General features: G+C 67.0%; 23 protein-coding genes. 12 read left to right on the forward strand and 11 right to left on the reverse strand.

Translation table 11 applies throughout. The features are described 5' to 3' along the window. Window positions 1–6: 6 nt before the first annotated feature. Window positions 7–660, forward strand: a complete 654-nt coding sequence (locus ACZ5BM_RS11075; protein WP_498908004.1) for a tRNA threonylcarbamoyladenosine biosynthesis protein TsaB — start codon at window positions 7–9, stop codon at window positions 658–660. After that, window positions 657–1,100, forward strand: a complete 444-nt coding sequence (locus tag ACZ5BM_RS11080; RefSeq protein WP_498908006.1) for a GNAT family protein — start codon at window positions 657–659, stop codon at window positions 1,098–1,100. The genes ACZ5BM_RS11075 and ACZ5BM_RS11080 overlap by 4 nt, the downstream gene beginning before the upstream one ends. Here the strand turns inward: ACZ5BM_RS11080 and ACZ5BM_RS11085 are convergent. Then, window positions 1,087–1,332: a sulfurtransferase TusA family protein gene (locus tag ACZ5BM_RS11085; protein WP_498908008.1), complete on the reverse strand. Its 246-nt coding sequence runs from the start codon at window positions 1,330–1,332 to the stop codon at window positions 1,087–1,089. The genes ACZ5BM_RS11080 and ACZ5BM_RS11085 overlap by 14 nt on opposite strands. Window positions 1,333–1,456: 124 nt before the next feature. Between ACZ5BM_RS11085 and ACZ5BM_RS11090 the strand changes: the two genes are divergently transcribed. The 5 genes from ACZ5BM_RS11090 to ACZ5BM_RS11110 all read left to right on the forward strand — a co-directional run bounded on the left by ACZ5BM_RS11090 (window position 1,457) and on the right by ACZ5BM_RS11110 (window position 5,521). Further along, a complete protein-coding gene (locus ACZ5BM_RS11090) occupies window positions 1,457–1,891 on the forward strand; it encodes a Ros/MucR family transcriptional regulator (protein ID WP_498908009.1) in 435 nt (144 codons plus the stop codon). A gap of 133 nt (window positions 1,892–2,024) precedes the next feature. Continuing rightward, a complete protein-coding gene (locus tag ACZ5BM_RS11095) occupies window positions 2,025–2,558 on the forward strand; it encodes a Fur family transcriptional regulator (RefSeq protein WP_498908010.1) in 534 nt (177 codons plus the stop codon). 29 nt (window positions 2,559–2,587) lie between these two features. Further along, window positions 2,588–3,403 carry a GNAT family N-acetyltransferase gene (locus tag ACZ5BM_RS11100; protein ID WP_498911597.1) on the forward strand — a complete coding sequence of 272 codons (816 nt, stop codon included), beginning with the start codon at window positions 2,588–2,590 and terminating at the stop codon, window positions 3,401–3,403. A gap of 13 nt (window positions 3,404–3,416) precedes the next feature. Beyond that, window positions 3,417–4,937 (forward strand): apolipoprotein N-acyltransferase, encoded by a 1,521-nt coding sequence (gene lnt / locus ACZ5BM_RS11105; protein WP_498908011.1) that lies wholly within the window; start codon window positions 3,417–3,419, stop codon window positions 4,935–4,937. Between the two features lie 92 nt (window positions 4,938–5,029). Further along, a complete protein-coding gene (locus ACZ5BM_RS11110) occupies window positions 5,030–5,521 on the forward strand; it encodes a helix-turn-helix domain-containing protein (protein WP_498908012.1) in 492 nt (163 codons plus the stop codon). A 9-nt stretch (window positions 5,522–5,530) separates the two neighbouring features. On the opposite strand, the gene ACZ5BM_RS11115 is transcribed toward ACZ5BM_RS11110, so the two are convergent. The 8 genes from ACZ5BM_RS11115 to ACZ5BM_RS11150 form a co-directional block, all read right to left on the reverse strand. Then, the gene (locus ACZ5BM_RS11115) at window positions 5,531–6,193 is read right to left on the reverse strand and encodes a protein-tyrosine phosphatase family protein (protein ID WP_498908013.1); all 663 of its coding nucleotides are present in this window, start codon (window positions 6,191–6,193) and stop codon (window positions 5,531–5,533) included. 13 nt (window positions 6,194–6,206) lie between these two features. Next, on the reverse strand, window positions 6,207–6,989 hold the full coding sequence (locus ACZ5BM_RS11120; RefSeq protein ID WP_498908014.1) for a succinate dehydrogenase iron-sulfur subunit: 783 nt from the start codon (window positions 6,987–6,989) through the stop codon (window positions 6,207–6,209). 115 nt (window positions 6,990–7,104) lie between these two features. Next, complete coding sequence (sdhA, locus tag ACZ5BM_RS11125; protein WP_498908015.1) at window positions 7,105–8,916, reverse strand: succinate dehydrogenase flavoprotein subunit; 1,812 nt, start codon at window positions 8,914–8,916, stop codon at window positions 7,105–7,107. Between the two features lie 40 nt (window positions 8,917–8,956). Next, window positions 8,957–9,385, reverse strand: a complete 429-nt coding sequence (sdhD, locus tag ACZ5BM_RS11130) for a succinate dehydrogenase, hydrophobic membrane anchor protein (RefSeq protein WP_498908016.1) — start codon at window positions 9,383–9,385, stop codon at window positions 8,957–8,959. A gap of 5 nt (window positions 9,386–9,390) precedes the next feature. Then, a complete protein-coding gene (gene sdhC / locus ACZ5BM_RS11135) occupies window positions 9,391–9,873 on the reverse strand; it encodes a succinate dehydrogenase, cytochrome b556 subunit (protein WP_498908017.1) in 483 nt (160 codons plus the stop codon). A gap of 133 nt (window positions 9,874–10,006) precedes the next feature. Next, window positions 10,007–11,125 carry a hypothetical protein gene (locus ACZ5BM_RS11140; protein WP_498908018.1) on the reverse strand — a complete coding sequence of 373 codons (1,119 nt, stop codon included), beginning with the start codon at window positions 11,123–11,125 and terminating at the stop codon, window positions 10,007–10,009. Further along, window positions 11,122–11,400, reverse strand: a complete 279-nt coding sequence (locus ACZ5BM_RS11145; RefSeq protein ID WP_498908020.1) for a hypothetical protein — start codon at window positions 11,398–11,400, stop codon at window positions 11,122–11,124. Before ACZ5BM_RS11145 ends, ACZ5BM_RS11140 begins: the two co-directional genes overlap by 4 nt. A 110-nt stretch (window positions 11,401–11,510) precedes the next feature. Beyond that, the gene (locus tag ACZ5BM_RS11150) at window positions 11,511–12,542 is read right to left on the reverse strand and encodes an aspartate-semialdehyde dehydrogenase (protein ID WP_498908021.1); all 1,032 of its coding nucleotides are present in this window, start codon (window positions 12,540–12,542) and stop codon (window positions 11,511–11,513) included. A 262-nt stretch (window positions 12,543–12,804) separates the two neighbouring features. Here ACZ5BM_RS11150 and ACZ5BM_RS11155 point away from each other — a divergent pair, with 262 nt between their 5' ends. Then, window positions 12,805–15,000, forward strand: a complete 2,196-nt coding sequence (locus tag ACZ5BM_RS11155) for a glycoside hydrolase family 15 protein (RefSeq protein WP_498908022.1) — start codon at window positions 12,805–12,807, stop codon at window positions 14,998–15,000. A gap of 38 nt (window positions 15,001–15,038) precedes the next feature. Here ACZ5BM_RS11155 and ACZ5BM_RS11160 read toward each other — a convergent pair whose 3' ends face one another. Together ACZ5BM_RS11160 and ACZ5BM_RS11165 are read right to left on the reverse strand one after the other, a co-directional pair. Then, complete coding sequence (locus ACZ5BM_RS11160) at window positions 15,039–15,221, reverse strand: hypothetical protein (protein WP_498908023.1); 183 nt, start codon at window positions 15,219–15,221, stop codon at window positions 15,039–15,041. Between the two features lie 70 nt (window positions 15,222–15,291). Continuing rightward, entirely contained in the window at window positions 15,292–15,567 is a 276-nt protein-coding gene (locus ACZ5BM_RS11165; RefSeq protein ID WP_498908025.1) for a hypothetical protein, read from the reverse strand. Between the two features lie 109 nt (window positions 15,568–15,676). On the opposite strand from ACZ5BM_RS11165, the gene ACZ5BM_RS11170 reads away from it, so the two are divergent. The 4 genes from ACZ5BM_RS11170 to ACZ5BM_RS11185 all read left to right on the forward strand — a co-directional run bounded on the left by ACZ5BM_RS11170 (window position 15,677) and on the right by ACZ5BM_RS11185 (window position 18,115). Then, entirely contained in the window at window positions 15,677–16,480 is an 804-nt protein-coding gene (locus ACZ5BM_RS11170) for a helix-turn-helix domain-containing protein (RefSeq protein WP_498908027.1), read from the forward strand. A gap of 80 nt (window positions 16,481–16,560) precedes the next feature. Then, window positions 16,561–16,824, forward strand: a complete 264-nt coding sequence (locus ACZ5BM_RS11175; protein ID WP_498908029.1) for a BrnT family toxin — start codon at window positions 16,561–16,563, stop codon at window positions 16,822–16,824. Continuing rightward, complete coding sequence (locus tag ACZ5BM_RS11180; RefSeq protein WP_498908031.1) at window positions 16,806–17,114, forward strand: BrnA antitoxin family protein; 309 nt, start codon at window positions 16,806–16,808, stop codon at window positions 17,112–17,114. Before ACZ5BM_RS11175 ends, ACZ5BM_RS11180 begins: the two co-directional genes overlap by 19 nt. Before the next feature lie 128 nt (window positions 17,115–17,242). Next, window positions 17,243–18,115: a hypothetical protein gene (locus tag ACZ5BM_RS11185; RefSeq protein ID WP_498908033.1), complete on the forward strand. Its 873-nt coding sequence runs from the start codon at window positions 17,243–17,245 to the stop codon at window positions 18,113–18,115. Window positions 18,116–18,118: the final 3 nt, after the last annotated feature.

Below are 18,118 nucleotides of genomic sequence, written 5' to 3' on the forward strand. Positions count from 1 at the left end.
CCGATCATGTTGATCCTGACGCTGGACGGAGCGTCCGCCTCCAGCGCCGGGTTCGGCCTCGTCGAAAGCGGCCCGGACGGGCTGACCCTGCTGCATCAGCATCGCGAAACCGGGCAGGGCGCCGCCGTCCGCCTGCCCGCGCTGCTGTCGCAGGCATTGGATCGCACGCCGGCGTTAATTGCCGCGATCACCGGTCCCGGCTCCTTCACCGGCCTGCGTGCAACCCTCGCCCTCGCGCACGGCATCGCCGCCGGCACGGGCGCCGACGTGATCGGCGTGTCGATGGGCGAGGCGCTCGCCCCCGCTTTGCTGGCGTTCCGAACCGACGCCCCGCTCTGGTGCGTCAGCCAGGCCCGACGCGACCGCATCTTCATCGAGATCGTCTGCGCCGATGGCACCGTCGCTCCCCCTTTGTCGGTCATGCTCGACGCGCTGCCTGATCCCGATGGCGAGCCCGTTCTGGCCGGCGACGCCAATGCGGTCGCCGGTGCCATCCTCGCCGGACGCGGGATCGGTTGGCATGCAGGGCCGTCCGAGGCCGCGCCGCTCCTGATCGCCGAAGCCGCCTTGCGACGGCACGGGGGCGCCCTCCCGCCGCGCGACGCACAGCCGCTCTATGTCGATCCGCCCGAGGCCAAGCTGCCCGCCGCGCGGCCGTGATCGTCGGCGTCCCGGCGGCAGCTCTTCTGGCCGCGCTGCATGAACGCTGCTTTCCGCCGGACGAGCGCTGGTCCGAAGCCGCGATGCGCGAGCTGCTGCTGATGCCGGGCTGCTTCGGTTGGATCGGCCCGGACGAGGAAGAACCGTCCGGCCTGGCGCTGGTCCGGGTCGCCGCGGACGAGGCCGAGCTGCTGACCATCGGCGTTTCCCCCTTGTCTCGGCGGGGCGGCGAGGGCGCGCGCATCCTTCGGGCCGTCGGTGCCGAAGCCGCTGCACGCGGTGCCGAACGCTTGTTCCTCGAAGTCGCCACCGGAAACGCCGCCGCCCGCGCCCTGTACCGCCGCGCGGGCTTCGAGCAGGCCGGGTTGCGCCGACGCTACTACCCCGACGGCGACGATGCGCTGGTGCTGGCGGCCCGGCTGCCCCTCAGCGCCGGATGATCCGCAGAACGGCCACCCCGTCCGCTTCCGCCGTTTCCGCCTCGACCCGATGCCCCAGCGCCGCGGCGCTGGCCGACACGTTGCGCAGCGGCTCCTCGCCGCGCAGCCGCACCAGCAGCGTGGCCCCGGACGGCAGCCGGTCCAGCGCCAGACGGGTGCGCACGAACGTCATCGGGCAGGTGTCGCCCGTCACATCCAGAAGGGCGGGTGGAGCATCGGGGCCGGTGGTCATGACGCCGAGTATGAAGCCTGCGTGGCGTGGTTGCGAGGCGGGTGCGGGGATCATTATAAGCTGATCGGATAAACGAAACGGTTTCGCCCGGGCGACGAATCCGCCGGGCGCAGGGAGAAGCGTGATGGCGGCTGAAACGGAACAGGATTTGCTGCGCCGGACCGCCCAGATCGTTTCGGCCTATCTGTCCCACCACGCGCTCGCCGCCGAGGAACTGCCGGGGCTGATCGCCACGGTGCGCGAGGCGCTGCAGACCGCCGCGGCGGCCGAGGACGGGGCCGCCGCGTCCGGCCTGCCGCCACGTCCCGAGCCTGCGGTGCCGATCAAGCGCTCGGTGTTTCCCGATCACATCGTCTGCCTGGAAGACGGCAAGAAGCTGAAGACCCTCAAGCGTCATCTGTCCAGCGCCTACGGCCTGACGCCGGCACAGTATCGCGAGCGCTGGGGTCTGCCCTCCACCTACCCGATGGTGGCCCCGGACTATGCCAGCGCCCGCTCCAAACTGGCGCGCGAGATCGGCCTCGGCCGCCGCAAGACCCTGGCGGACGGCGCGGAATGACCGACGCCGACCCTGACGGGACCACGCCGATCGACACGCCCCTGCCGGACGAACATCGCCTGGACGGTGTCCGATTGGACATCTCCCGCCGCAATCGGCTACGTGCGTCTTGATGTCCGGTGTTGGTAGAGCGATGGAATCGCGAATAGAGCGCCTGTGCATCGATCGCGGGCTGAAGATGACCGGCCAGCGCCGCGTGATCGCCCGCGTGCTGTCCGACGCGGACGACCACCCCGACGTGGAAGAGCTGTATCGTCGCGCCTCCGAACTCGACAACAAGATCTCGGTGGCGACGGTTTATCGCACCGTTCGCCTGCTGGAAGAGAAGGGCATCCTCGAACGCCGCGATTTCGGCGGCGGACGCGCCCGCTACGAGGCGACCGAGCACGGCCACCACTACCATCTGATCGACATCGACAGCGGCCGGGTGATCGAGTTCGAGGACGAGGAGCACGACCAGCTGATGCGTCGCATCGCGACCCGGCTGGGCTTCGATCTGGTGTCGCATCGCATGGAACTGTTCGCGCGGCGCAAGCCGGAGCTGGCGGACGCCGCGCCGGACGAGGCCGGCTCCGCGCGCACCGGACGCACGAGAACCGCCACCGCAACGGACCCGGCCGACAGAACACGTCCGGGCCGGACCGGATCAGGGGACGACGGAACTTGACCATCACCAAGCCGATCACCGCGCCCTTGATGCCGATCCAGCCCCCGCCGGGCGGTTTCGGCGAGTTGCGCGCAGGACATCTGGGTGTGCGCATCGCCGCCAACGATGCCGAACGCGACGCCGCCCAGGCGCTGCGATACCGCATCTTCTACGAGGAAATGGGCGCGGAGCCCGATGCCCGCGCCAGGACACTGAAGCGCGACATCGACCAGTTCGACGACGTGGCCGACCACCTGCTGGTGATCGACCACGCCCTCGGCTCCGGCCCCAAGGGCATCATCGGCACCTATCGTCTGGTGCAGAGCGAGGCGGCGGCGAAGATCGGCTCGTTCTACAGCGCCAACGAATACGACATCAGCACCATCACCGCCTTCCAGGGCCGTCTGCTCGAACTCGGGCGTTCCTGCATCGACCGCGATTATCGCGGCCGCGCGGCGATGCAGCTCCTCTGGCGCGGGATCGCCGCCTATGTGTTCCTGCACAGGATCGACGTGATGTTCGGCTGCGCCTCGCTGCCCGGCACCGACCCCGACCGTCTCGATGCGGAACTCACCTATCTGCATCACAACCACCTCGCCCCGCCGGCGCTGCGCCTGCGCGCGGTCGAGGATCGTTATGTCTCGATGGACCGGATCGATCCGGCCTCGTTCGACCACAGGCGTGTGCAGCAGGGCCTGCCGCCGCTGATCAAGGGCTATCTGCGCCTGGGCGGCTTCATCGGCGACGGCGCCGTGGTGGACCACCAATTCAACACAACGGACGTGGCGGTGGTGGTGAAGACCGATCTGATCACCGACAAGTATTACCGTCATTACGAGCGTCAGCTCCGCGAAGCCATCTACTGAGCGGCCTGTCCCGATGAAGAGCCGCTGGTTGCGCGTGCCCGCCTGGCTGCGCGCCATCGTGCTGGGCGCGTTCGCCGCCCTGGCCCTGCCGCCGGTGCATCTGCTGCCGGTGCTGCTCGTGTCCATCCCCGGCCTGATCGCGCTCGCCGGCGATGCCCGGAGCTGGAAAGGCGCGTTCTGGCGCGGCTTCTGCTTCGGCATGGGTCTGTATACCGCCGGGCTGTACTGGCTCACCAACGCGATCCTGGTGCGGGCCGCGGATTTCTGGTGGCTGGTTCCCTTCGCGGCCCCGGGCGTGTCGCTGCTGCTGGCCCTGCTGATCGGCGTGGTCGCGGCAGGCTGCCGGCTGGCGCCGCCGGGATGGCGCAGGGTGGTCCTGTTCGCCGGCCTGTGGTGTCTGACCGATCTGTTCCGGCAGTTCGAGTTCTTCGCCTTTCCCTGGAACCTGCTCGGCAGTGTCTGGGCGATGCCGGGCTGGTTCGGCACGGTCATGCTGCAACCGGCCGCCTGGGTCTCGGTGCATGGGCTGACCCTGTTCACGGTACTGATCGCCGCGTCCCCGGCGGCGGGACGGCGCGGCATGGCGACCGCTGCCGCCTTTCTCCTGGTCTGGATGGCGGCAGGCGCCGCACGTCTGGCGCTGCTGCCGCCGCTCGGCCCGCAGGGGCCCATCATGGTTCTGGTCCAGGGCAATATCCCCGAGGAAGACAAGCAGGATCGCGGACGCGCATTGAACACCTACCGCACCTATGTCCGCCTCAGCAGCGAAGGCGTGCGCGAGGCCGCGGCGCTGCGCGAACGCCTCGGGCAGCCCAACCGGCCGATCCTGTTCGCTTGGCCGGAAAGCGCCTTCCCGGGCCTGCTCGACCAGGACACGCAGGCGCGCGAGGTGCTGATGGCGCAGGTGCCGCAGGCCGCCGCCGGTCTGATCGGCTCCATCCGCTTCGATGCGGCCGGCCACCCACGCAACAGCCTCGTCACCGTGCTGCCGGATGCCGCGGTGGGGCCGATCTACGACAAGGCGCATCTGGTGCCGTTCGGCGAGTATCAGCCCGCGATCCTGCCGTTCCAGGTGGTGCCGGGCGGCGGCATGGTGCCGGGTCCGGGCCTGCGCACACTGCGGGTCGGCGGCGCCACCCCGTTCGGCCCGCTGATCTGTTACGAGGCCATCTTTCCCGGCCGGGTGGTGGACCCGAACGACCGTCCGGACTGGCTGCTCAACATCACCAACGATGCCTGGTACGGCGATTCCGCCGGGCCGCGCCAGCATCTGATGGCGGCGCGTATGCGGGCGGTGGAAGAAGGCCTGCCGCTGGCCCGCGCCGCCAATACCGGCATCTCCGGCGCGTTCGACGCGGTGGGTCGGCCGATCGCAAGGCTCGGCTGGGGCGTGGCCGGAACGCTGGTGGTGCCTCTGCCAGGACCATTGCCGCCCACCTTGTTCGCCCGTTTGGGTCTCGCTTTGCCGTTGCTGCTGTCAATTTGTGCAGTTCTGTCGGCTTTCGGGCCACGCTTCCGTGAAAACGGTAAATAAACGCTAAAACTCCCGTCCCGGGCGTGCCTAACGTTTAAGCTTCCCTCCCAGGTTGTATATCGACAGACATCGCCTCCAACCGGAGTTGTTCGATGAACAGCCGACGCGGGCCAAAATCGGCCCCCGATTTCGATTCGCCTCTTTTTGCAGCCCTGTCGGAAAAACCGGCCGGACCGAGCCCCGTCGACGTTCATGTCGGCAATCGCATCCGGCTGCGCCGCACATTGCTGCAGATGTCGCAGGAGAAGCTAGGCGACGCGCTCGGCCTCACCTTCCAGCAGGTGCAGAAATACGAGCGCGGCGCCAACCGCGTCAGCGCGTCGCGCCTGTTCGATCTCGGCCGCGTGCTCGAGGTGCCGGTCAGCTTCTTCTTCGACGATCTGCCCGGCGGCAATGCCTCGTTCGGCAGCAAGAACGCCACCGGCTTCGCGGAAGCACAGGAAGGCTTCGGCAACAGCGCACCGGCCGAGGATCTGTTCAGCCGCAAGGAAACGGTGGAACTGGTGCGCGCCTATTACCGCATCGACGAACCGACCAAGCGCCGCAAGGTGCTGGACCTGATCAAGACCATGGGGCCGGATTAAGCCCGGCGCCTATTCGCGACGCAGAACTTTGTCGGTCAGGAACGAGGATAGCTTGTTGGCGACGAAATCGCGCTTCAACGCGGCTTCGTCGTACTCGTGCTCCACCCAGTCCAGAAACGCAATGCGCCCCTCGGCTTCGGCGCGATAGCGCAGAAAGAACGCGTCCAGGATGCCGGTGCGGGAACGCCGGAAATGGCCGAAGCGCCAGGACAGCTGCTTCAGCGCCTCCGTGGCGGTGCCGCCTTCGAACAGCACCACCAGCCCGGAGGCGAGTCCCGCGCGATCGGCGCCGGATTTGCAGTGCATCAGGATCGGGAACTGGAACTCCCGATACAGCCCGGCGAAACGCAGGATGCGATCGCGATGCGGCGCGCCGCGGCTTTCGAACGCCATGTCCACGTGCTGCAGGCCGATCGCCGGCGCCTTCTCACGCGAGAGCGCGTCGGAGCCGCATTTGCGATGGCCGCGCAGATTGACCAGCGTGCGGATGCCGAAACGTCGCGCCACGCGGGCGAGGCGGAACGGCGCCGGATGGTTGATGCGATAGACCTTGCCCGGCACGACGGCGGCGAAATTGGTCCAGACCAGCCGGAAGATGGCGTGGTCCACGAACAAGCTGTCGCGCCAGGCCGCCCGTCGGGACGGCCCGTCGCTGAGGGCGCGATCGAACATGGACGGCTTCGTATCAGCCTTTGCGTTCGAGCTGAAGCTGCTTGATCTTGCCGATCGCCTTGGCCGGGTTCAGCCCCTTCGGGCAGGCCTGGGTGCAGTTCATGATCGTGCGGCAGGCATAAAGCTTCAGCGGGTCTTCGAGCGCATCGAGACGCTCGCCGGTATGCTCGTCGCGGCTGTCGGCGATCCAGCGATAGGCGGCCAGAAGCGTGGCCGGGCCGAGATACTTGTCGCCGTTCCACCAGTAGCTCGGGCAGGAAGTGGTGCAGCAGAAGCACAGGATGCACTCCCACATCCCGTCCAGCTCCGCGCGTTCCTCGCGAGACTGGCGGCGCTCGGCGTCGGGCGGCGGGTTGGTGTCGGCCTGCAGCCAGGGCTTGATCGAGCGGAGCTGCGCGTAGGCGGCGGTCAGGTCGGGCACCAGATCCTTCACCACCGGCATATGCGGCAGCGGATAGATGTTGACCGCCTTCTTCACCTCCTCGATCGGCTTGAGGCAGGCCAGCGTGTTCACGCCGTCGATGTTCATGGCGCAGGAACCGCAGATGCCCTCGCGGCAGGAGCGGCGGAAGGTGAGGGTCTGGTCCACCTCGTTCTTGATGTGGATCAGCGCGTCCAGAACCATCGGGCCGATCTGGTCCAGATCGAGCTCGTAGGTGTCGGTGACCGGATTTTCGGTCTTGTCCGGGCTCCAGCGATAGATCTTGAACGCCTTCACGTTCTTGGCGCCGGCGGGTGCCTTGAAGGTGCGGCCCTTGCCGACCTTGCTGTTCCGGGGGAGCGAGAATTCGACCATCAGAGGAACCCTTCTTTAGGCCAGGGCTCTGCCCTGGACCCGCCAAAGGGCGCGCCCTTTGGAAACCCAAACGAATAGGGTCCAGGGACGACTGTCCCTGGCCGCCGGAGGCTCTTCAGTAAACCCGCTTCTTCGGCGGAAACACCTGGACGTCGTTCGTCAGCGTCTGCATCCGCACCGGACGGTAGGACAGATCCACCTGGCCCCGATCGCCGAGATACGACACGGTGTGCTTCATCCACTCCGCATCGTCGCGATCGGGATAATCGTCATGCGCCTGCGCGCCGCGGCTCTCCTTGCGCGCTTCCGCGCTCACCATCGTCACGGTGCCGTTGGCGATCAGGTTCTCGTATTCCAGCGCTTCCATCAGGTCGCTGTTCCAGATCAGCGAACGGTCGCTGACCGAGATGTCGCCGATGCCGGACCAGAGCTTCTCGATCTTGCCCACGCCTTCGGTGAGGCTGGTGGAGGAACGGAACACGGCGGCATGCGCCTGCATGGTCCGCTGCAGCTCCTCGCGCATGGTGGCGACGCGCGTGCCGCCATGGGCGTGGCGGAGCTTGTCGAGACGGTCCAGCGAATGCTCGCCGGCACGGTCCGGCAGCGGGCGGATCGCCTCGCCGGGACGCATGGTGGCGGCGGCGCGGTTGGCGGCGGCGCGGCCGAACACCACCAGATCGAGCAGCGAGTTGGTGCCAAGACGGTTGGCGCCATGCACCGACACGCAGGCCGCTTCGCCCACGGCCATCAGGCCGGGCACCACCGCATCCGGGTCGGCGGCGGTCGGGCGCAGAACCTCGCCATGGTAGTTCGTGGGGATGCCGCCCATGTTGTAGTGCACGGTCGGCAACACCGGCACCGGCTCCTTGGTCACGTCGATGCCGGCGAACACGCGCGCGGTCTCGGAAATGCCCGGCAGACGCTCGTGCAGCAGATCGGCGCCGATATGCTCCAGATGCATCATGATGTGGTCCTTGTTCGGACCACAGCCGCGCCCTTCGTTGATCTCGATGGTCATCGAACGGGACACCACGTCGCGCGACGCCAGATCCTTGGCGGTCGGCGCGTAGCGCTCCATGAAGCGCTCGCCCTCGGAATTGGTCAGATAGCCGCCTTCGCCGCGGCAGCCTTCGGTCAGCAGGCAGCCGGCCGGGAAGATGCCGGTCGGGTGGAACTGTACGAACTCCATGTCCTGGGTCGGGATGCCGGCGCGCATCGCCATGCCGCCGCCATCGCCGGTGCAGGTATGCGCGGAGGTGCAGCTCATATAGGCGCGGCCGTAGCCGCCGGTCGCCAGCACCACCTGGTTGGCGCGGAACCGGTGCATGGTGCCGTCTTCCAGACACCAGGCCATCACGCCGCGACACGCGCCTTCCTCGTCCATGATCAGGTCGAGCGCGAAATATTCGACGAAGAACTCGGCGTTGTGCTTCAGGCTCTGCTGATAGAGCGTGTGCAGGATGGCATGGCCGGTGCGGTCGGCGGCGGCGCAGGCGCGCGGCACCGGGGCCTTGCCGTAATCCGACATGTGGCCGCCGAACGGACGCTGGTAGATACGCCCGTCTTCCGTGCGGGAGAACGGCACGCCGAAATGCTCCAGCTCCTGGATCGCCGGCACCGCTTCGCGACACATGTATTCGATCGCGTCCTGGTCGCCGAGCCAGTCCGACCCCTTCACGGTGTCGTACATGTGCCAGCGCCAGTTGTCCTCGGCCATGTTGCCGAGCGAGGCGCCGATGCCGCCCTGGGCGGCCACGGTGTGCGAGCGGGTCGGGAACACCTTGGTGATGCAGGCGGTCTTGAAGCCCGCTGCCACCATGCCGAGCGTGGCGCGAAGACCGGACCCGCCGGCTCCGACCACCACCACGTCATAGGCGTGGTCGATGATGGTGTAGGCGCCGGTGGAAGGCTGCGTGATCGCGTTCATGATGTCCCGATCGGATCGAAGCGGATGGGAAGAAGCGGGTTCAGGCGCCGGGGACGACCAGGGCAGGCGCCCAGAAAGCCATCTTCAGGATCGCCACCACCGCGAACAAAGCCAGGATCAGCGCCGCACCCTTGTTCAACAGCGTCGACGCCAGATGCCACTTCTTGTCGTGCACGTAGTCGTCCAGAACCACCTGCAGCCCCAGCTGCATGTGGTGGAAGGTCAGCACCACCAGAGCCAGCAGCAGCACGGTGTTCACCGGCCGGCCGACCCAGTGCACCACCACGATCTGCGGCAGGCCGAGCAGGGTGATCAGCGACACCACGAACCAGAGGGTCAACGGGATCAGCGCGATCGCGGTGACGCGCTCGACCCACCAATGCTCGACGCCGGATTTGGCAGAACCCAGCCCGCGCACGCGGCCGAGCTGCGAGCGCATGATCTGATGCTGGAGCTTCGCGTTGGACATGGCGATCAGTTCCCGGCCGACGGAACGAGGGGCACGACGGCAATCACCGGCGCGGTGCTCCAGAAGCTCACACCAATGGCGAACACCAGAACGGTCAGAACCAGCGTCACCGCCACCGTGACCGGGCCGAGCTTGTTGATCGTGCTCTTGTCGAAACCGTAGCCGGCATCCCAGCCGAGATGACGCAGACCGGCGACGAAATGATACACCAGCGCCAGCGTCCAGCCGAACATGGCCAGAAGACCGATCGGGCTGCCCACCACGTTCTGAACGGTCGCGAACGAGACGGGCCCCGTCGCCGCGGCCACCAGCCACCAGACCAGAAGCAGCGTGCCGACGGACGCCGCGACACCGGCGATCCGGTTCGCAATCGACAGAAACATCGAAAGCTGGAAGCGATACACCTGAAGGTGCGGGGAAAGCGGACGGCGCACGAGAGTCCCGTCGCTGCGTTGCGCCACGAACAGCGCGTCACGAACATCCTTCATCGGACCGATAGTGACTTTCCTGATGCGGCTTCGGCAGATCCGTTGCCCGGCGATGTGCAACGGTCCTACGCCCGCCGTCGGACCCGGTCAACGCGGCGACTGTGCAGTGCACAATATTCACGGACAGGCTCTGTCACACAGCCGAATACAGCACCGTGGCAGGGTCGAACCGCACCGCATTCTCCTGCACCGCGCGCAGAAGCCACAAATCGGTTTGTTCCCGTAGCAAGCCCATGCTTTCCGCGATCGGACCCGCCCCGAGACCGCCGCCGCGCAGCAGAACCAGCAGCCTTTCGAGAAACACCTCGAACAAGGGTGGACCGGCGAAGTCGGGCACGCGTTCCGGCAACTCCCGCGGCGTGCCCGACACCAAACGCAGATGTGGTGTGCGTGTGGCGCGAAGCCGTTCCGTTTCGCCTCCGAACGCCGCCTGCGCTTCCGCGAAGCCGGCGATGTCCGGCATGCCCGCCCCATGCATCAAGGCACGCGCTTCCCGGCTCGGCTTGGGCGCCAACAGAACCGAGGCCCTTACGCCGTCCGGCGGCACCGGTCGCGCCCCCGCACGAAGCAGGAGTTCGGCATCCCCCGCCATGCCGGCCAGCCAGACCGGCTGCCGGTCACTGGCGATCAGCGCGACGATCCCGGCCCAGCAGGAATCGCCCCGCCGCACTCCATCGATCACCACGGCGTCGGCCAAAGCCCAGGCGGTCTCGTTCAGCGCGTCGCCGTTCCCGACGGCGGCGCCGGGTGGAGACAGCAGCAGTTCGGTCGGTGGCGATCCTTCCGGCGCGATCACGATCCGCGCGCCGTCCACCAAGATCGACGCCGCACCCGGCAGCGCGACAACCGGCTCCGTCGCGGCGCTGCCCCGAACCCGTGCGACGCCACCCCGCCCGCATGGCTCGGTCGCACCCTTGCCCCACAGCAACGCCGGCGTTTCCGGTCCCAGCCGCCGGCGAAGCCGTCGGGGGAAGCCCGGATCTGCCTGCCCCAAAAGCCACCACCCGGCTTCCCGCCAGTCCGGCAGCATCGTCTCGATCCAGTCTGCGCGCGCCGAGATCTGGGCCCGTTCTGCCGGCGTGAGCGGATCCTGCGGCTCGTCCGGCGCCATCTTGCGTCCGAGGAATCGCGTCACGCGCGCCCACGCCTCCGCCGGAAGAGCGTCCGGCGCATCCACGCCAAGCGATACGGCGAACAGCAAGGCCAGCCATGTCGCACGCGACAGCCCGGCGCGCGGCGCGAATATGCTCACGGCGCGCCGCCGTCCGTACGCTCCCCGGGCAGGACGGGCGGCGGCACCGGAACCAGCGGCACGGCCTGCATCGGCGGAGCAGGGAACGGCGGCAGGGCAACCGGCGAAGGCGCCTTGGCCGCGGCGACCACATCCACGCCCACCACGACCGGCCCGGTGGACACGGGCGCCGCATGGTGATGCCCGAGCGAATGCGCCCAGGCCGGCATGGTCGCGATCGCGATATGCCGCAGCATCAGATACAGCCCGATCTGGGCGCCGATCGCGACCGCCACCCCGGTGACCCGCGGCCAGAGCGGACGCGGCGGGCGGGCCGGCTCGGCACCCGGCCGCCAGACGTAGTGGTCCTCCGCCGGCGGCGGGGACCGCAGGAAGGGAAGCCTGATCAGCTGGCGTTCGCCGGCAGGAGGTCGAGCGCGATCATCGCTTCGGCGATCTGCACCGCGTTCAACGCCGCGCCCTTGCGCAGATTGTCCGACACGCACCAGAAGGCGAGGCCGTTCGGCACGGTCGGATCGATCCTCAAACGGCTCACGTAGCTGGCATCCTCACCCACGCATTCGATCGGCGTGACGTAGCCGCCATCCTCGCGCTTGTCATGCAGAACGACGCCATCCGCCTCGCGCAGGGCAGCCCGGGCACGTTCTAGATCCACCTTCTCCTCGAACTCCACCACCACGCTCTCGGAATGGCCCACGAACACCGGCACGCGCACGCAGGTCGCAAACACGGCGATGTCGGAGCCCATGATCTTGCGCGTTTCCACTGCCATCTTCCACTCCTCCTTCGTGGAGCCATCCTCCATGAAGCGGTCGATATGCGGGATCAGGTTAAAGGCGATCTGCTTGCTGAACTGCTCCACCGTCGGCGGATCGCCCACGAACGACCCCTTCGACTGCGCGAACAGCTCGTCCATGCCTTCCTTGCCGGCGCCGGACACCGCCTGATAGGTCGACACCACCACGCGCTTGATGGTGAACAGCTCGTGCAACGGCTGCAACGCCACCACCATCTGGATGGTGGAACAGTTCGGATTGGCGATGATCCGGCGGCGGCCCAGCTTCTTCAGCGCGTTGGCATTCACCTCGGGCACCACCAGCGGCACGTCCGGCTCCATGCGGAACTGCGAGGTGTTGTCGATCACCACACAGCCCGCGGCCGCCGCGCGCGGCGCATGCACCGCCGACACAGACGCGCCGGGGCTGAACAGGCCGATATCCCAGCCGGTGAAGTCGAACGTCTCGAGATTCTGCACCTTCAGAACGCGCTTGTCGCCGAACGAGATCTCCTGGCCCACGGAGCGGGGGGAGGCGAGGGCGGCGATCTGGTCCACGGGGAAATCGCGCTCGGCGAGAATCTTCAGAATCTCGCGTCCAACCGCTCCGGTGGCTCCTGCAACGGCGACGCGATAACCCATGGCTTCATCCTCGGCATGAACCAGCATGCCGTTCAGATACGGGTCCGCATGCCGGCGGAAAAGGGTGGAACCATTCTGCTACCCTCGCACCGGCCTTTCGCGCAACAACCGGAACGACAACCCTGCTCCCCACGCATGCTCCGTGTCGCAGGCCCCCCTTCGCCCCTAGCATCCATGCTTTGGAAGAAAAGCCGTTCTCCTCACCGGGAACGCGGTCCGCCTGCCGGGCGTTCGTAACGGCAGCAACGGGATGGAGCGTGACATGGCGGACGCGCCTGGAGAACCTGGGCAACCGCCGCGCTGGCTGCCGATCGGCAAGGACGGCGTCGGACGCGCGCTCAGCACCGACGCCCGGGTCTGGTTCACCATCGGCAACGGCATCCTCAACGAGATCGCCTATCCTCGAATCGAACAAACCGCCGTCCGCGATTTCGGCCTGATCCTCACCGACGGCGAGGATTTCTTCGCCGAGGAACGGCGCGACTGCACGGCAGACGTCGCCGCCATCGAGCCCGGCATTCCGTCCTTCGAGGTCGACAGCACCCATTCCGAAGGCCGCTTCTCGCTTCGCAAACGAATCGTCGCCGACCCGCACCGCCCCGCCATCCTCCAGCACGTGCAGATCATCGACCACGGCGGCGATACCGCCTCGCCCCTCCGGGTCCACGCCTTGCTGGCGCCGCATCTGGTCAACAACAATGGCATGGGCAGTGCCTGGATCGGCGAGTACAAGGGCGTGAAGATGCTGTTCGCGGAAGCGCAGGGCTCCGCCGTCGCGCTGGCCGCCGATTGCGGCTGGCGCGCGCGTTCTGCGGGCTATGCCGGCATCAGCGATGGCTGGCAGGATCTGTCCCGCCACCGCCGCATGGAATGGCAATACGACCGCGCCTTCAACGGCAACGTCGCCCTCACCGGCGAACTCGATTGCGTGCCTGGCGAAGACTTCGTGGTCGCCCTCGGTTTCGGACGCATCTGGACCGAAGCCGCCATGCGCGCGCGCGCCGCCCTCGATGGCGGCTTCGACGCCATCGCTCACGACTACGCCGAGCAATGGCGTCGCTTCCAGCACGCGATGATGCCGCTCGGCGCGCAGGTCGGCGGCGCAGGCTCCATCACCGACCGCCTCTACCGTACCAGCCTCGCCGCCATCCGTACGCATGAATGCCCGTCCGTGCCCGGCGCGCGCATCACCAGCCTCGGCGTGCCCTGGGCGGCGCTGCAGAACGACGGGTATCCCGCTGCGTGTCACCTCGTGCGAGCCCGCGACGTCGTCTCCGGCGCAGGCGCCCTCCTGGCGGCCGGATCGGCGGTCCCAGCTCGCGAGGCCCTCGACTATCTCCGCTCCGTGCAGGAGCCGGACGGTCACTGGCCGCAGAATTTCTGGCTCGATGGCATGCCCGCATGGCAGGGCCTCCAACTCGACGAAACCGCACAGCCCGTGCTTCTGGCCGATCTGGCGCTCCGTCGCGGCATTCTCGACCCCGCCGCTCTCCGCGGCTTCTGGCCGATGGTGCGCGATGCCGCGCTGTTCCTGGCCAGGCACGATCCGCAGGACGGGCAGGACCGCTGGGGACGCTCGGACGGTTCGGCCATCCACACGGCGGGCGCCCGTCTCGCCGCCATGCTGATCGCGGCGGAATGGGCCGGCCGCGTCGGCGAAGACCGTCTGCAACACCATCTTCTCGACTGCGCCGACGCGGCACGCGAAGCGCTGATCCAGCAGGTGGACGAGCACGACCCGGAAGATCCGGAAACCGACATGGTCTCCCTGGTCCGTCTCGGCGTCCTGCCCCCCGACGATCCGCGCCTGCTGCGCGCCATCGGGGCGATCGACGCCCATCTGCGCACCGAAATCCTCGGCGTTCCGGGCTGGCAGCGCAGCGGCCGCTCCGCCCGCCCCACGCGTCCGGTGCTGACCATCGAGCGTGCCCTCCTTGCCGTTGCGGCAGGCCGGCTCGACGAGGCGCGTACCCTGCTCGCCGCCGTGGAAACCGTCGCCGGCGCCGGCGGCCTCCTCCCGGAACGCGTGGACGATCCCGAGAAGCGCGGCGGCGTGGTGATGCCGCATCTCTGGACCCACGCCGAACACGTCAAACTCATCCGCGCCATCGCCGACGGCGCCCTGTTCGATCAACCGCCGCAGGCCGCCCTCCGCTACGGCGCAGGCGCCGTCCCGGCCTCCAGAATCCTCCGCTGGCGCCCGGAAAACCCCGTCAACACCGTTCCGCACGGCAAGCGCCTGCGCATCGAACTGCCCACAGCCGCCGAACTGCACTGGAGCAGCGACGACTGGGCCAGCGTGCGCAACACGCCCACGGAAACGCTGGCCCCCGGCCTCGCCGTGGCCGAACTGCCGATCGAGACAGTCCCCTCCGGCAGCCGCGTCACCTTCACATGGCGCGATCGCGACGGAGAGATCTGGCACGGCATCGACCACGCGATCGATATCGTTTCCTGAACGATCCGCCCAATGGCACGACGTCGCGAGACGCCTCGTCAGTCGCCCACCGGTCCGGCCGCCTCGCCGCTCACCGGCCGCACGTAGATCCACCCTTCTTCCGCATGCTGCGCGTCGCTCAGATAGCGTGAATCGTCGCTCCATCCGCCGGGCAGACGCACGAAGACCTGGGACAGCCCGGAGCGGACGAACACGTGCCGTGTCGAGAGGAGATAGCTCATCCGTGCTGCATAGCAGGCGCTCCGCCCGAAACGGACGCCGTGGCGGAAGAAGAGCCATGCGTCCGCTTGCTCAGTCTTGCGCGATCAGCGCCGCCAACCGCGCGTCCCGGATCGCGAAGATGTCGAGCACGCCCACGGCCCGCAGCGCCGGACCGGCCCGCACCATCTCGCCGGTCAAGGCAGCGCGTTCGTTGTCCGGCGTGTGCGGATCGAGCCAGCGCCGTGCGTTCTGAACGAACGCCGCGACGGTGCCCTTGCGCAGGGCAACGCCGCCGAGCGTCACATGCTCGACCCCCGCAGGCAGAACGTCTTCGGGTCTGGTGATCCACGTTTCGTCGTTCGGCATGAACGGTCCCTTTCCATGATGACCCACCCCGTCTACGCCTCCGAACGCTGCCCTCGCGTCCGCCTTTCTGCCAAAACACCCGCCGAACGTGCCAAACGATCGCTCCGCCATGCCCGACCCCCTGCTCGATCTCGGCACGATCCGGGCCGATCGCTGGCTCCGCGCCGTTCTGCGCGTCCAGCGCGATGTGCGCGACACCAACACCCACGCGCACCCACAGGGACAGCTTCTCGGCAGCCTCGACGGCGCCTTGTCCGTCGTCACGCCGGCCGGTCGATGGATCGTCCCGCGGGCGCACGCCGTCTGGGTGCCGCCCAATGTGCCGCATGCGCTCCGCTCGCACGGCCCGTTCGCGGGCTGGAGCGTCCATATCGATGGATTACGCTGTACCACCGTTCCGGCCACGCCACGCACGCTGCGCGCCGAGCCCCTTCTCGTCGAACTCGTGCGCCGCGCGGCAGGATGGACCGATCAGCCCTGGACCGCGGCGTACCGGCGCATGGCGACCGTGCTGCTCGACGAGATCGCCGCCGCTCCCCTTGCTCCTCTCGGCCTCGCAGAACCGTCCGATCCGCACGCCGCCCTCGTCGCCAACGCCATCCTCGCCGATCTCGCCGATCCACGCCCCGTCGAGGCCTGGGCACGCTGGGCCGGAACCACGCCCCGCACCCTCGCGCGCCGCTTCCGCACCGAAACCGGTCTCGGCCTCGCCGAATGGCGCCAACGCGCCCGCGTTCTGCACGCCATCGCGCAACTGGCCGAAGGCGTACCCGTCACGACGGTCGCGCTCGACCACGGCTATGCGAACTCGGGCGCCTTCATCGCCATGTTCCAGCGCGCCACGGGCCATACACCGGGACGCTACCGGCGCGATACGGAGCCGGGCGATGCCGTCGACCGGCGGCCCCGCTAGGTGGTGAGCCGGACAGATACTGAACCAAATCGCATACACAATCCGATTGCTTCGGCGGACGTTCGTCACTACAAACAGTCATGTTGTTCGAGTGGGATCCGGCGAAACGCGCGAGCAATCTTGCCAAGCACGGCGTGGACTTCGCCTCGGTCGAGTTGTTCGAGTGGGAAGAGGGCTTCTTTCGCGCCTCTCTCAACCCCGGTGAGCCGCGTATCGAAGCGTTCGCACCGCTGGCAGGGCGACTTCATGTGCTGGTCTACAGCATCGAAACACGCGCCGTCCGGGTCATCAGCCTGCGACGCGCCAACAGGAGGGAGATTGGTCTATGGCAGGACGCGACCTGATCCTACCGACGGACGCGGAAGACGAAGCGATCAATCGCGGCATCGCCGAAGATCCCGACACGGAGGAACTCACTGCGGCGTGGTTCGCCTCCGCGACCCGCTTCGAGACCGCCCCGCCCGATCTGGTCCCGACGGCGATCCGGCGACGCGGCCGCCAAAAGGCCCCGTTGAAGGTGCCGGTCTCCGTGCGCCTGGATGCCGACGTGATCGCCGCTTTCAAGAGCGCCGGTCCAGGTTGGCAAACCCGGATCAACGACGCGCTCCGGCGGGCCGTTCTGGATACCATATAACTCAGCGACAGCTTACTGGAAAAGGGGATTATTGGGCAGACAATGTCGGGTGTCTCGATTACGGTATCGATATGTTTCCTGCGCCGAGTCGCTAGCAGGGAAATTCGTGTTAACGCCGGGAAAATGTCTTGGACAAATTTGTCACTTTGAAATTCTTCCGTATTGAGCAGGGGAAGGGGGCAGTTGAAGCTTTCTCGACCATGCTCACAAGGCTATCAACGATCGAAGACGACGAAAGGGAGCGCACGTTCGACGGTGTACCCTTTTGGGTAGATAATCTTGTAGAAAATGCGGGAGTTTGGAGCGGAAGGTTTTGTCGAAAGCAATCGAATAATCTTCCTCCAAGAGCGATTGACGGGGCTCGGCTCGCTCCATTGGGAGTAGGGTCCATCGGTCAGACCAGCGCTTGGCGATATCATGCTGACCTGAGTGTGTTGGTGTTCGAGGCCAGCCGGGGTGGTGTTGGGTTGCCGCAATTCTTGCGGTATGTGCGCGGAATATGTGACTGTCGGGGTTACGCAGGCATTCCAATTGTTGGGCTTGAAGACCTACAGCGCCTGCGAGAAAATAGGATCCGAGGTCTCAATGTAAAAATCGCTTGTCCTCAAGATCTTCAATATGTTTCTCCTGAGCAAACTGCGGTATCGACAGGTATGTCGACGCTAATGGGTGCCCGAGTTGGTACACAACTTGAGGTGCGTTTCTCTCTGGGGGTTGGCGATCCCGATATAACGCCTTCTCGCATAAGCTCTCTTATTCGTTTTTTTAGGGGTGAGAAGCAAGCTGATCGCGGTGAGATCAAAAAAATAGAAGCCGATATCATTGATGAGGACGGTGTTCACAAGAGCTTGGATTTTTTGGAGTCTCATATGAGCGAACGAGAAGAGCTTGACCTCCCTGATGACGACCCAGACGTGAACTATGCCCGTCGAAGGTCGTTTGCGGATGGTGCGCTTAGGCGTAAGCTATCCGAGTTGGAATCACTTTTTGGAGATGATTGACGC

It is taken from the genome of Lichenicola sp. GTC18331 (genome assembly GCF_055386855.1).